This is a genomic window from Salipaludibacillus sp. CF4.18 (genome assembly GCF_051262595.1).
Classification (GTDB): Bacteria; Bacillota; Bacilli; order Bacillales; family Salisediminibacteriaceae; genus Salipaludibacillus; species Salipaludibacillus neizhouensis.
Genome location: NZ_JBIMEV010000030.1, coordinates 13,448 through 27,500 on the forward strand (window position 1 = coordinate 13,448; position 14,053 = coordinate 27,500).

9 protein-coding genes are annotated in these 14,053 nt (G+C 37.6%); all 9 read left to right on the plus strand.

Annotated features, from left to right (window positions below; translation table 11 throughout):
- The first annotated feature begins 33 nt into the window (after nucleotides 1-33).
- The 9 genes from ACHABW_RS16470 to ACHABW_RS16510 all read left to right on the plus strand — a co-directional run bounded on the left by ACHABW_RS16470 (nucleotide 34) and on the right by ACHABW_RS16510 (nucleotide 13,866).
- Entirely contained in the window at nucleotides 34-417 is a 384-nt protein-coding gene (locus tag ACHABW_RS16470) for a GntR family transcriptional regulator (RefSeq protein ID WP_110935908.1), read from the plus strand.
- Nucleotides 414-1,319, plus strand: a complete 906-nt coding sequence (locus ACHABW_RS16475) for an ABC transporter ATP-binding protein (RefSeq protein WP_435756784.1) — start codon at nucleotides 414-416, stop codon at nucleotides 1,317-1,319. The genes ACHABW_RS16470 and ACHABW_RS16475 overlap by 4 nt, the downstream gene beginning before the upstream one ends.
- A complete protein-coding gene (locus ACHABW_RS16480; RefSeq protein ID WP_435756786.1) occupies nucleotides 1,291-3,291 on the plus strand; it encodes a hypothetical protein in 2,001 nt (666 codons plus the stop codon). Before ACHABW_RS16475 ends, ACHABW_RS16480 begins: the two co-directional genes overlap by 29 nt.
- A 138-nt stretch (nucleotides 3,292-3,429) precedes the next feature.
- Nucleotides 3,430-3,774, plus strand: coding sequence for a hypothetical protein (locus ACHABW_RS16485; protein ID WP_435756788.1), 345 nt, complete (start codon nucleotides 3,430-3,432; stop codon nucleotides 3,772-3,774).
- 305 nt (nucleotides 3,775-4,079) lie between these two features.
- Nucleotides 4,080-5,087: a GGDEF domain-containing protein gene (locus tag ACHABW_RS16490; protein ID WP_435756790.1), complete on the plus strand. Its 1,008-nt coding sequence runs from the start codon at nucleotides 4,080-4,082 to the stop codon at nucleotides 5,085-5,087.
- Between the two features lie 404 nt (nucleotides 5,088-5,491).
- The gene (gene gltB / locus ACHABW_RS16495; RefSeq protein WP_435756791.1) at nucleotides 5,492-10,084 is read left to right on the plus strand and encodes a glutamate synthase large subunit; all 4,593 of its coding nucleotides are present in this window, start codon (nucleotides 5,492-5,494) and stop codon (nucleotides 10,082-10,084) included.
- Nucleotides 10,085-10,086: 2 nt separating this feature from the next.
- Nucleotides 10,087-11,571, plus strand: coding sequence for a glutamate synthase subunit beta (locus tag ACHABW_RS16500; RefSeq protein ID WP_435756793.1), 1,485 nt, complete (start codon nucleotides 10,087-10,089; stop codon nucleotides 11,569-11,571).
- 566 nt (nucleotides 11,572-12,137) lie between these two features.
- Entirely contained in the window at nucleotides 12,138-12,728 is a 591-nt protein-coding gene (locus ACHABW_RS16505) for a YusW family protein (protein WP_435756795.1), read from the plus strand.
- Between the two features lie 295 nt (nucleotides 12,729-13,023).
- Nucleotides 13,024-13,866 carry a SurA N-terminal domain-containing protein gene (locus ACHABW_RS16510; RefSeq protein ID WP_435756797.1) on the plus strand — a complete coding sequence of 281 codons (843 nt, stop codon included), beginning with the start codon at nucleotides 13,024-13,026 and terminating at the stop codon, nucleotides 13,864-13,866.
- The last annotated feature ends 187 nt before the right edge of the window (nucleotides 13,867-14,053 follow it).

Below are 14,053 nucleotides of genomic sequence, written 5' to 3' on the forward strand. Positions count from 1 at the left end.
AGATAGTTTAATTCAAGATAAGGGGGTCCGAAGATGTTTAAGCTTGATACACGAAGTCGAGTCGCTATTTATGAACAACTAATGGAACAATTAAAGACGATGATTATTCGTGACGTCCTTCAAAAAGACGAAAAATTACCTTCCGTAAGAAATCTGGCTCAAGAATTAACGATCAATCCTAACACCATTCAGAAGGCTTACCGTGAATTAGAACATGAAGGTTTTATTTATACGATACCTGGTAAAGGGAGTTTTGTTTCTCCGCTTGATAAAAGTCCGAATAAGAAGAAACTTGCTTCCCTTAAACAAGATATTGAACAGAGAATCAAAGAATTCTTATTTTTGGGTGGTACTAAACAAGAACTGATCGATTGGCTAATACAGGGAAGCGAGAGAGAAGAGGGGGAAAGAGAATGATTAAAGCTGAAGCAGTGAATAAAAAATTCGAAGACTTGCAAGCAGTTCGAGATTTAACTCTTCATGTAAAAAAAGGATCTATTTATGGATTGCTCGGCTCTAATGGAGCAGGTAAATCAACGTTTTTAAAAATCATATCAGGTGTGTACAAACCTGATAATGGTAAGTTAACAATAGAAGATCAACCTATCTATGAACAACCTGATACGAAACAAACGGTTCTTTTTATTTCCGATCAACCTTACTTCTTTAATCTAGCAACTCTGAAAGACATGGCTGATTTTTATGCAGGCGTATACGAGCGATGGAACATGAAAAGATATGAGCAACTCACGAAGCATTTTCGGATGGATCCAAAGAAGAGATTAAACCGCATGTCAAAAGGAATGCAACGTCAAGCAGCATTTATTCTAACGTTGGCAACCATGCCAGATGTATTAGTCCTTGATGAGCCTTTTGATGGACTTGATCCAGTCATTCGTCAGCAAATGAAGAACTTGATTATGCAAGATGTTGCAGATCGTGAGCTTACATTAATCGTCTCCTCTCATAATTTACGAGAGATGGAGGATTTTTGTGACTATGTTGGTGTTCTCCATGAGGGGTCTTTATTGTTTGAGAGAGATTTAGATGAGTTACGTACAGATATTCATAAGTTACAACTTGCTTTCAAAGAAGTGCCAAATGAGGATAGCCTCAAGCAAGACTTGGATGTTCTTCACTATGAGTTAAAAGGCAGTGTCGTATTTTTGATTGTTAAAGGACAGAATGAAGAGATTCTCGCTAAAGTAAATCGACTTAATCCTGCAGTGGTGAATATGCTTCCATTGACATTAGAGGAAATATTTATTTATGAACTAGGAGGTGCCGGCTATGAAATCGAAAATCTCATTGTGGAATAAAGCCTTATTCAATCTACAGTTACGCACTGTTACTTGGTTTGGCATCCTACTCACATTGGCACTTCTTGTCATGTTGCCAATTAGTATCTTTGTACAAGAAGTTCGTTTTGGACCAGAGTCGAATCAATGGTTTTATTCTGCAAACAGCACGCTAAACTCCTTAAGTGAATTTTCACTACCATTTCAATTAATCGTTTTTGCTATTTTTCCTGTTCTATTAGGTATTGTGTTATTAAATTATTCGACGAAAAAAGAAGCTACGTATTTTATGCACAGCTTACCATTCACCAGACAAACCCTTTTAACCAATACGTATTTAGCTGGTTTCGTTGCATTGTTGTCTCCTATTCTGATAACAGGTATTGTGTTAGGAATTTTAAGGTTTTTCCTCGAAGATCCTTTTTATTCTTTCGTTGATCTGTTCGCATGGATCGGATTATCCACGTTTATCTTAGTATTTATATTCATTGTTACGATGATGATCGGTATTCTGGTAGGCAATGGGCTCCTCCATGGTGCACTAACTTATACTGTCATAGCAGTGCCTGCATTATTAATTGTATTAACACTTCTCAATCTTCAATATTTTATTTCGGGATTAGCCCTTACGTCATATACGGATACACTCGTAACAAAAGGGATATTTTTCGTTCGCTTAACCGATTTATATGACAATAGCTTTTCCATCTTAGAATATTTCATCTACATATTTATCATGGTAAGTCTCGTTCTTCTCTCTTACCTGATGTATGCGAAACGACCATCTGAGGCATCCGATCAAGCCATTGTTTATCCAATAGTTCGATCAATCTTTCTCTACGGGCTAACTTTTTTTACGATGCTAGTAAGTGGGGTTTATTTTACGGAAGCTCTGCAGGGCGGATTTGCTTGGACAATGTTCGGCTACATTCTAGGGGCGTTTATTGCCTATACAATCTTGCAAATGATTTTGCAAAAAGCGATTCGGCTTACGTGGTATTGGAAAGGATTTCTGGGATACATTGTTGTTATCGTCCTTTTAATGATTCCGATAAACATTGGCAGCGGCGTATATGAAAACAATATTCCTACTACTGCAACTGTTGAATCCGTTGCAATTTATAGTTCTTATTCTTATGGAAACGAAGAGTCAGGTGGAGCACCTCGTTTGACCGACGAATTATCTATCGAGCAAGTTACGGAGTTGCATAAGCAGTTGAAAGACTATGACCATGATGATGAATTTTATAGTTGGAATACAATTACGTTTGATTATAAGCTGGAAGATGGCAGTTCATTAAGAAGAGAATACAGTTTAGGAGAAACAGCTAGTAATGAACTAACCGAAGACCTTAGAAATAATGCTGAATTCAAGCAGGCCTATGATCCAATTTTTCAACTAAATGATTTAGATGTTACGTATGCTTCGGTTTACGGTAATTTACAAGGTGACGAAAAAAGAATTTCAGATCCTGAGGAATTACAAACGTTAATCAGTCTTCTAGAAAAGGATGTTACCGAAAGTCCGTCACAAGTGCTTGCGCAAGAAAATGCAGTTAGTGTTGGTGATGTTCAATTTAATATTGCTCGTAGTGAAGAAGATCAGAGAGATGAATATGTTATGCATGAGGGTGGATATGTCATGTTAACAAAAGATCACCAACGAACATTAGATTGGCTAAAAGAAAATGACTACGCTGATTCCCTATTATTGTCTGAAAATATAGACTCAGTTACTGTTGTTCCATCAACAGGAAATGACTTTCATATGGAACTTGATGAGGTTATTTATTCCTCAAACTCCATTTCAGATACATTTCCTGATGCTTTAGTAATATCGGAGACAAGTGAAATCGAAGAATTATTAACTGTAGGTCAAAGTAACTATGATGAAGATTATTTCGTTATTATTAATGACGAAAATGAATATCAACATTATTTTGGTATTGATAAGGAAGACATACCTGATTTTGTTTTAGAAGGATTAGAATAAATTCCTAAGACTTAGTTTGTTGCACGCGTATAAAATTGGAAGGTTACTAGAGTAAAGTGTGAGAACTCCTCTGATTAGCATAGCCTTCCTTCATAGCAATAATGTGTGAAACTCAATACAAGAAGGAGTGATTAGTCAATGGCAAAAATAACATCCATATGTGTATTACTCTTTCTTGTTTTTGTGTTCATAGGGTGTCAAAAAGATAGTATAGACTTCGATGAAAATGATCTCACTCATATTGAGGTAAATGAATGGGTGGATAATAACCACGTCGCAACAATCATCGGTCGAAATTCCATCACCCGACTAGTAAATGAAATAGAAACTACCAGCACAGAGTCACTTGTGAATACCGAGCGTGTGACCCCAGACTGTAAAGTCATATTTAAAAACAACGAAGAAATTATATATGAAATGAATTATTATACAAATAGCGGGGACGGTTACATAGCATCCTTTTGTGACAGTCCAAGGAAGTAGGGGACGGTTCTCTGCTTCTTTTTTGTGCGTTACATTAAAAGAAAGAGTTGTAAAAAACCTATTTCATAGATTTCTAAACTTAAAGTATAAATTTACCTGTTGAGGCAATTACTCAACAGGTTTTTAAAAGTTTTGATAATCGACAAATTTCTCGGGATTATTTATAGGTATAATGGTATAGTGCAAATGTAGACTAAATGAATGGTCAAAAACTGGAGTTAAGTTTCCAGATTAGATATCTCTTTGTGCCTTATTCACTTATTAATTGTTTTGAAGGATGTCTCTAAATGATCAGGAGGGGTGTTATGAAAAGTATATTGAAAGACACACGTGAGTACAATAAACTTGCAAGTCTTGATTTTAATAAAATTATTACAGGTGTAATCATTGCGTATGGAATTTGGGCTTGTACTTTTATATATTTAGATATTCCTATATTAGTTTGGATCTTCATCATTACGATTGCCATACAAGTAATTAACTTCACGCTTGTTAAGAATCAATATTTCCAACTTTATTTTCTTGCCATTTTCTTGCCTACTATAACAGCTGTAATAGTAGCGACAATAACGATAGGTTGGGGTGCTGGTTTCCATTATTACATTTTGATATTCCCATTATTTGTTAGCTTTGTATCTAAAGGTTTGATAAAATATTTCATCATATTTTCTAGCACTATCGTATATATTATTCTCTATTATTTAGTAGCAAAAAACACCGATATTGTTCCATTATATGTGTTTGAAACTTTTCATAGTTTGAATTTCATAGGATTACTTGTTTTTACGGTATTTACGACGTCATTATACCAACGCACAAACATCGCTATGCTCCATAAATTACAAGGCATGGCTATGATAGATCCATTAACTGGTATTTATAATAGAAGAACCATGTATGTCTTTTTAAATAATGCCGTGAAGGAAAATAGAGCCGGTTTGGATATTGATGATTTTAAAGAAATAAATGATAAATACGGTCATGATTGCGGAGATGCCGCATTAATTTTCTGTTCAGAAATATTCAAGAAAATGATTACAGGTCAAGGAATTGTTGCTCGATGGGGTGGGGAAGAGTTTTTGTTTCTTATTTACAGCAATCGTGAGGAGATTGCAGAACATATTGCCTATAGCATCAAGGAAGCTATGGAACTAGAAGGTGCCTTTAGCTATGAAAAATGCGAAATAAACCTTTCTATGACAGGTGGACTGGCAAAATTAGATGACTCATCAGATATTGAAGAAACAATTAAAGCAGCAGATAAAGCCTTGTATATAGGAAAAAATAGCGGGAAAAACCAAATTGTTATATAGGGACGGTTCTCTGCTTCCTTTCTTAAGAGTTAAGGTAGGATTATTAATTGACTAAACAAAAAACGATTGCTCCATGGAGCAATCGTTTTTTGTTTATATATACACCTCTAAATTATTTAAGTATATTTATTATTTCTGATTACTTTTTTGCTCATGTTGATGGATAGCCCAGTATAGTTCCTCATCTGTGTATAGGGACAATTCAATACTTTTCATGTTTTACCCCTCCTTTGTTCTTTGTGCTTACTAGTATAGTCCATGGAATCTAAGAGATGTTGTATAGCGTAAGGTTTTGTAACAGACAATTTTGGAAGCAGAGAACCGTCCCCTGCATTCCAATGTATTAAATAAAGTTGTCTTGTAAACATTAATTACAATGATGTTTGGACAGGGGTGGTTTTAGGATGAATAGGCACAATTTTCCAGCTAAGCAAGGTTTATATGATCCAGAAAATGAACATGAAGCCTGTGGAATTGGAATGGTAGCTAATATCAATGGGGAGAAAAAACATGAAATTATTACGCATGCAATTACTATTCTATGTAATTTAGAGCATAGAGGCGGTCAGTCAGCGGATACGAGTACTGGAGATGGGGCAGGTATACTGACTCAAATTCCTCATGTTTTTTTTGAAAGAGAATGTGATAAATATAATATTATTTTACCTGAAGAAGGTGGATATGGAGTAGGGATGGTATTTTTACCACAAGATCCTGAAATAAGAGCTCAAACTCAGAAACAAATTAGAACGATCGTTGAAGAGGCGGGGCAAGTGTTTTTAGGTTGGCGAACAGTTCCTGTAAATGATTCGTTCGTCGGTGATATGGCAAAAAAATCGGAACCATTTATCCGTCAAATGTTTATTGCTCCTTCTGATGAAAAAATGGATCAGGATACATTTGAACGAATATTATATGTGATTCGTAAGCGGTTGGAAAAACAGATGAATGCCTCGGATATTGAACACCAAAAAGGCGTGTATATTTGTAGTTTATCGACAAGAACAATCGTGTATAAAGGCATGTTAATTCCAGAACAACTCGGTTCCTTTTTCATTGATTTAAACAATCGTTATTTCAAATCAGCGCTGGCACTTGTGCATTCGCGGTTTAGTACAAATACATTTCCAAGTTGGGAACGGTCACACCCGAATAGGATGACGATACATAACGGCGAATTCAACACGATTAAAGGAAATGTCAAGTGGATGCAGGCAAGAGAAGGACAGTGCAAACCGAAAATGTTTCGACCAGATGATTATAAGTACTTATTTCCAGTGATTGATAAAGACGGAAGTGATTCCTCTATGTTTGATAATTGTTTTGAGTTTTTACACCTAACTGGACGATCACTCGCCCATACGGCGATGATGATGATCCCTGAACCATGGGTGAACGATGACAGAATGGGTGACGAGAAAAAAGCATTTTATGAATACCATAGCTCGTTAATGGAACCTTGGGATGGTCCGGCAGCGATTGTTTTTACTGATGGAAAACAAATAGGCGCATGTTTGGACAGAAATGGACTTAGACCTGGGAGGTACTATGTCACCAAAGATGGCATGATTATTTTAGGCTCTGAAGTAGGTGCGCTAGATGTCTCTGCTGAGGATATTGAATACAAAGAAAGGCTTCATCCAGGGAAAATGCTGCTAGTGGATTTGGAAAAGGGAAAAATTATATCCGATGAAAAAATTAAAAGTCACATCATTTCCGAACATCCTTACAAACATTGGTTAGCAGAAAATCTTGTTCATTTAAACGATTTACCGGAAAACACCCATACCGAAAGATTTACAGAAGACGATCGAAACAGGCAACAACTTGCCTTCGGATATACGAATGAAGAGTTAAATAAAATACTGAAACCTATGATTACAGATAAAAAAGATCCCATTGGTTCGATGGGCTATGATTCCCCACTAGCTGTTTTATCAAAAAAACCACAGATGTTATACAACTATTTTAAACAAATGTTTGCACAAGTTACGAACCCACCGATAGACGCAATTAGAGAAAAAATTATCACTTCTGTAAGAACGACAATTGGACCTGAAAAAGATTTAGTTCGACCAGAACCTGAAAGCTGCAGACAAATTCAAATTGACACGCCAATATTGAAAAATAGCGAGCTGCAAAAACTCTATGACTCAGATTTTCCCAGTGTAACTTTCTCTATCTTATTTCCAGTTAATCAGAAAGAACAAGAGTTTTCAAACAGATTATCGAAGCTTTTTAATGACGTTGACAAGGCCATTGAGCAAGGAGCGACACTGCTCGTTTTATCTGATCGAGGGGTAAATGCCGACTATGCAGCCATACCGACATTACTAGCAGCTTCGGGTTTGCACCATCATCTGGTTAGAAAAGGGACGCGCTCACTAGTTAGTATTATAGTTGAAACTGCCGATGCAAGAGAAGTTCATCATTTTGCATGTTTACTTGGATTTGGTGTGGAAGCGATAAATCCATATTTAGCTTTTGAGTCATTACAAGGTTTAATTGACAGAGGAGACCTTCGCGATATTTCAATGGATCAATCGGTGAATGAATACATTAAAGCCGCAACAGATGGGATTGTGAAGGTATTATCTAAAATGGGGATCTCAACTATTCAAAGTTATCGCGGAGCCCAAATTTTTGAAGCGATTGGGATAGAGAAAAATGTTATTGACCAATATTTTACAAAGACTGCCTCAAGAATTGGTGGAATCGGTCTGGACATCATTGCTCAAGAAGTATTGATGAGGCACCGTCGTACTTTTGAAGAAAAGAGAGGCTCAGAATATTCTCTAGAACCCGGGGATGATTTTCAATGGCGTGAGGATGGAGAAGATCACCAATATAATCCCAAAACCATCCATCTTCTTCAACAAGCTTGCCAAACGAATAATTATACACTTTTCAAACAATATTCTTCACTTCTGACAGATACTGATGTGAATTTACAAGCTATTCGGGGATTACTATCATTTAAAAAGAGAGAGGCTATTCCATTAGAAGAAGTGGAACCAATAGAAGAAATCTGTAAAAGGTTTAAAACAGGAGCGATGTCGTATGGGTCTATTAGTATTGAAGCCCACGAAGCACTTGCGATCGCAATGAACCGGATTGGGGGCAAGAGTAACTCAGGAGAAGGTGGAGAAACCGCGGACAGATTTACTAGGGATGAAAATGGGGACTGGAGGAGGAGTGCCATAAAACAAGTTGCTTCTGGACGTTTCGGAGTCACAAGTCATTACCTAGTAAATGCTGCCGAGATTCAAATTAAAGTTGCTCAAGGCGCAAAGCCAGGTGAAGGAGGACAACTGCCAGGGATGAAGGTATATCCATGGATTGCTGAAGTGAGAAACTCAACACCAGGAGTAGGATTAATTTCACCGCCTCCTCACCATGATATTTATTCCATCGAAGACCTGGCAGAATTAATTCATAATTTAAAGAATGCTAATCCAGAGGCACGAATAAGTGTCAAACTCGTATCAGAAGTTGGTGTTGGCACGATCGCGGCTGGGGTAGCTAAAGGAAGAGCGGACCTCGTTCTCATAAGTGGATACGATGGCGGAACAGGTGCTGCTCCGAGAACAAGTTTGAAACATACGGGATTACCTTGGGAGCTAGGATTAGCGGAAACACATCAGACCTTGCTTTTGAATCGTTTGAGAGATCGAATTGTGGTAGAAACAGACGGGAAAATGATGACAGGAAGAGACGTTATAGTTGCTGCATTACTCGGCGCTGAGGAATATGGTTTTTCCACTGCACCGTTAGTTGTATTAGGTTGTATTTATATGCGTGTTTGTCATCTAGATACGTGTCCCGTTGGTGTAGCAACGCAAAATCCTGAGCTTAGAAAAAAGTTTCCTGGTAAAGCAGATTATGTCGAAAATTTCATGCGGTTCATTGCAACCGAGGTAAGAGAGTTGATGGCGGAACTCGGATTCAGAAAAATAAATGACATGATTGGAAGAACGGATGTGTTAGAAACAAATCAAGCAATTACACATTGGAAAACAAAAGGAATAGATTTAACGGAGCTGCTCTATCAACCGGAAGTACCGGAGAATGTAAGTCGTTATGCGACCGTTGAACAAGTTCATGGACTTGATAAAACAATGGACAAACAAGAACTTATTCCATTTTGTAAAGAGGCGATTGAAAATCAAGAACCTGTCGAAGGTACTTTTTCGATTCGAAATATCAATCGAGTAACAGGGACACTTTTAGGAAGTGTTATTACGAAGCGATATGGTGCAGAAGGATTACCCGTGGATACGATACGGTTAACCTTTAAAGGCTCTGCTGGACAAAGCTTCGGTGCCTTTATTCCACCCGGTCTAACATTAAGACTTATTGGAGATGCCAATGACTTTATCGGCAAAGGAATGTCCGGTGGAAAAATAATCGTCCGTCCTTCTAGAAGGAGTACTTTTACCGCTGAGGAAAATATTATTGTTGGAAACGTTGCGTTTTATGGAGCAACTGCTGGAGAAGCTTATATAAATGGCATTGCCGGAGAACGATTTTGTGTCAGAAATAGTGGAGCAAGTGTGGTTGTAGAAGGTGGTGGCGATCATGGTTGTGAATACATGACAGGTGGGAAAGTTGTTGTACTTGGTGAAGTAGGGAAAAACTTTGCGGCGGGCATGTCCGGTGGAGTTGCCTATGTGTTGGATGAATCAAAAGATTTTCGTTACAAATGTAATCAGGAACAAGTTTTACTCGATTCGATTTCGGATGAAGAGGAATTGTCCATGATTTATAAAATGGTGGAGAACCATGTCTATTACACAGAAAGTGATTTCGGTAGCCAAGTAATCAAAAAATGGGCATCAATGAAAAAGAAATTTATTCGCGTGATTCCCGTTGATTATTTAAAGATGCAAAACAGAATCAGACATTTTGAAACAAGCGGATTAGATAAATATAAAGCGGCACTTGCAGCATTTGAAGAAAGTAAAAAAATAGTTAATTCCATAAAGGATGGAGGTTAACAATGGGGAAACCAACTGGTTTTATAGATTTTAAACGGCAATCGCTCCCAGAACGTGACCCGGCTGAACGGACGAAAGACTGGGAAAGTTACATGTTGCCGTATGAAGAAAAAGAGCTCAAACAACAGGGAGCTCGTTGTATGGACTGTGGCATTCCGACTTGTCACACAGGTACCATGTTAAATGGCATGACTTCTGGTTGTCCTGTGCACCATTTAATACCTGAGTGGAATGATTTAGTTTATCAAGGTCAATGGAAAGAAGCATTGAAACGGGAACACAGAATGAATAATTTTCCTGAGTTTACTGGTTTGGCGTGTCCAGCTCCTTGCGAAGGTGCCTGTGTTCTCGGGATTAATGAGCCTCCGGTTGCCATTCGATCGATTGAGTTAGAAATTGTTGAAAGAGGATTCAAGGAGGGTTGGGTGAAGGCGGTCGTCCCGGATACTCGGACAACTAAAAAGGTTGCCGTTATTGGTTCCGGTCCAGCTGGATTAGCCTGTGCTGCACAGTTAAATAAAGCTGGACACCACGTTAAGGTGTTTGAAAAGAGTGACCGTATTGGTGGACTTTTAACCTATGGGATACCTGAAATGAAACTTCCTTATTCCGTTGTTGAACGCAGAGTGAACCTTCTGAAGGAAGAAGGAATTAGCTTTGTAACAAATACAGAAGTCGGAAAGGATTTTTCAGTTTCAGCCCTTCAAACGGAATTTGATGCCGTCGTTCTTTGCGGAGGTGCGACAAAGCACCGGGATTTGGAAGTAGAGGGAAGAGAGCTTAAGGGCATCCATTATGCGATGGATTTTCTGCACGCAAATACGAAAAGTTTATTGGATTCTAATTTTGAAAACAATGATTATATTTCTGCAAAAGATAAAGATGTCATTGTTATCGGTGGTGGTGATACAGGAACAGACTGTTTAGCTACCTCCGTAAGACATGATTGCAAAAGTTTAACGCAATTTGATATTTATGAGAAAAAAGGAGATGTACGTGAGGATGATAATCCTTGGCCCCAGTGGCCTGTGATTCACCGTGTCGAATATGGCCATAAGGAAGCAGCTGCTGTTTTTGGTGAAGATCCTCGAGCGTATGCTGTCATGACAACGAAGTTTGTTGGTGATGACAATGGTCACGTAAAAGAAGTCCATACGATAAGTGTGGAAACAACCATTGATGAGAATGGGGAAAAAGTTCGTAAAGAAATACCAGGCTCTGAAAAAATATGGCCTGCTCAGTTAGTATTGTTGGCGATCGGATTTAGTGGGCCGAAACAAGAACTGATAAAGGAACTTTCTCTTGAAACAGATGAACGATCGAATGTTAAGGCAGAATACGGGAAATATGAAACAAATGTAAAAGGTGTTTTTGCAGCAGGAGATATGCGGAGAGGTCAAAGTTTAATCGTGTGGGCCATTAATGAAGGCCGCGAAGCCGCAAGAGAATGCGACAGATACCTAATGGGCGACACCAGATTACCATAAAGCGGTGATGCAGGGGACGGTTCTCTGCTTCATATTATAACTTGTGGCTATGATTTTGCTTTTTAGCTTACACAATTTTAACCTAATGAAACAAAAAAGAAACGATTGCCCTTTGGATAGAGCAATCGTTTCTTTTTTGTGTTCGTATTATTTTACCGCAATTTTAGTAAGTTTACTTTTACTTATCTGTTTATGTTGATGAATAGCCCAATACAACTCTTCATCAGTATATAGGGACAATTTAATATTCTTCATTATGTTATCCCTCCTTTGTTCTTTGTAATTACAAGTATAGACTATGTAATTTAAGGGATGTTGTTTTGCGTAAGATTTCATAACAGAGAAATTTATTTCAATGTGAAAAACTAAATTAATCTCTATATTTTTTCTTAATTAGAAATCCGTAATAGCTTTGGATAAAAATTACTTAAAAATAAGACCATTGAGCGAGTTTTATAAATCTTATGAGTGGGGATTACTCTTATTAGCTGCCATTATCCAAATCATCTGTCAGAATCTATTCCATCTCTTAAATTAAAATTCACAAAGAAAAAGGGGTAATTATCATGAAAAAATTCACATTAAGTATTGCAACTCTAGCTATAGCACTAAGTGCATGTGGGGGTATGAATGAAGAAGAAAATTCAAGTAATAATGAAAATCAGCAAGTGGAAGAACAGCCTGAAGCTAATTTGGCAACTAATAACGGTGAGAATAACTCTAACATAAATGAAGCAGAGAATGGAATGAACAATGATGACTCAACGGATATGGAATCTGAGGAAGATACAGAGGCAGTGATGGAACAAGATTTTGAAAACTTTGAACTGAATGTCACGCTGGTAGATGACTCTCAATGGGATTTTACAATCCAATCTACTGAGGAGGAAAATGAGCAGCCTGATGCGTCTGTATCTGGAGATAATTTAGATCTTGAGGGTGAGCAAGCAGCAGAAGAAATGAATACGTATCTTTCTGAGTTTCATGTCAACGCGGCTAGTGAAGTAGAAGAAATTAAAACGGAGATTGCTGATACATTTGATTTTAATGAAGCGGATATAAAAGAGTTTAATTTATCTATAAATTTCCTAGAACAAGAGAATGAAACAGAGTGGACTTGGAGTCAAGAAGAAGAAGAAGCCGACGGAGAGCAGTAAATATTGATGAAGCAGGGGACGGTTCTCTGCTTCATTCTTTGGTATTTTATGCATAATTATGGAAGCAGAGAACCGTCCCATGCATTTCCCTTGTTATTACATACTTTTACAATTTCAATCAATCTTACATCATAATTTGCCGATATCACTAGTATTTTGATGATATTCAGAGATATTTTATGATAATTTTAGAGAATTTTCATCTCTTTGGTCTATTGAAGCCTAGTTACAGTTTTACGCTCCGGAACGATATGTTAAGATTACCATCAAGTTCAATATAGAGAGGGGAATATCAATGAATAAAAAACACCTATTAAGTTTATCACTTGCAGGATTAGTTGCTGTGAGTGTTGCATGTAGTAACGATGAAGAGACAAATCAAGGTGAAAATGAAGGAAACGCAACACAAGAAGAAACAACAAATAATGAAGCTACAGAATCGCAGGAGGAAGAGCCTGCTGAAAATAACGAAACAGCTGTAGAGGATGGGGAAGCCTCAGAACAAATGGAAATGCCTGAACCTGACTTAGAAGGCGTTCCAGATATCGTGGCCGAAGTAAACGGAGAAGAAATACCTAAAGAAGAATTCGCAGTTACTTACGAAGGGCAATTTCAACAAGCCGCTATGCAATCACAAATGACAGGCGAAGAGGTTGACCAAGATCAATTAAAGCAACAGATTGTAGAGAGTATGATTGGTACGGAGCTTCTCATACAGGCTGCGGAAAACGGTGATTTTGAAGCTTCTGAAGAAGACATTCAGGAAACATTGAATCAAATAGCTGTACAAAACGGCATGGAATCAGGAGATGAATTTATTGCAGCTATAGAAGAACAGGGTACTGATGAAGAAGAAGTCATGTCCCAGTTAGAAGTGCAAGTTAAAATTGATCAACTGATTGCGAGCGAGACGGGGGAAATAAACCCTACAGACGAAGAGTTACAAGAATTCTATGATCAGATGATCGCTCAACAAGGAGAAGTAGAAGGTGAAAATGGGGAAGAAGTAGAAGTCCCATCTTTTGAAGAAGTGAAACCACAAGTTGAAGAACAACTTAGAAGTCAACAAGAAGCAGAAGCAGCACAACTGCTTGTAGAAAGACTGCGTGAGGATGCAGATGTAACAATTAACTTATAAAAATATGCAAGTCCGTTCTTCTTGAGAGATAATAATTTATAAATAAGAAGTTCCTTAGCCTCAGCTAATAAATGATGAACTATATTAGTCGACATCGATTTAAAAACATTTATAATTGATAAAGAAGCTTCATTAATATTGGATTCAGAATCACTGACAAATATATGAAGCTCCAAGACTTAGTTTT

What these genes read in the sequence shown, in the direction of transcription:
- ACHABW_RS16470 (WP_110935908.1), top strand. Translation starts at nt 34, where the DNA reads ATGTTTAAGCTTGATACACGAAGTCGAGTCGCTATTTATGAACAACTA.
- ACHABW_RS16475 (WP_435756784.1), top strand. Translation starts at nt 414, where the DNA reads ATGATTAAAGCTGAAGCAGTGAATAAAAAATTCGAAGACTTGCAAGCA.
- ACHABW_RS16480 (WP_435756786.1), top strand. Translation starts at nt 1,291, where the DNA reads ATGAAATCGAAAATCTCATTGTGGAATAAAGCCTTATTCAATCTACAG.
- ACHABW_RS16485 (WP_435756788.1), top strand. Translation starts at nt 3,430, where the DNA reads ATGGCAAAAATAACATCCATATGTGTATTACTCTTTCTTGTTTTTGTG.
- ACHABW_RS16490 (WP_435756790.1), top strand. Translation starts at nt 4,080, where the DNA reads ATGAAAAGTATATTGAAAGACACACGTGAGTACAATAAACTTGCAAGT.
- gltB (WP_435756791.1), top strand. Translation starts at nt 5,492, where the DNA reads ATGAATAGGCACAATTTTCCAGCTAAGCAAGGTTTATATGATCCAGAA.
- ACHABW_RS16500 (WP_435756793.1), top strand. Translation starts at nt 10,087, where the DNA reads ATGGGGAAACCAACTGGTTTTATAGATTTTAAACGGCAATCGCTCCCA.
- ACHABW_RS16505 (WP_435756795.1), top strand. Translation starts at nt 12,138, where the DNA reads ATGAAAAAATTCACATTAAGTATTGCAACTCTAGCTATAGCACTAAGT.
- ACHABW_RS16510 (WP_435756797.1), top strand. Translation starts at nt 13,024, where the DNA reads ATGAATAAAAAACACCTATTAAGTTTATCACTTGCAGGATTAGTTGCT.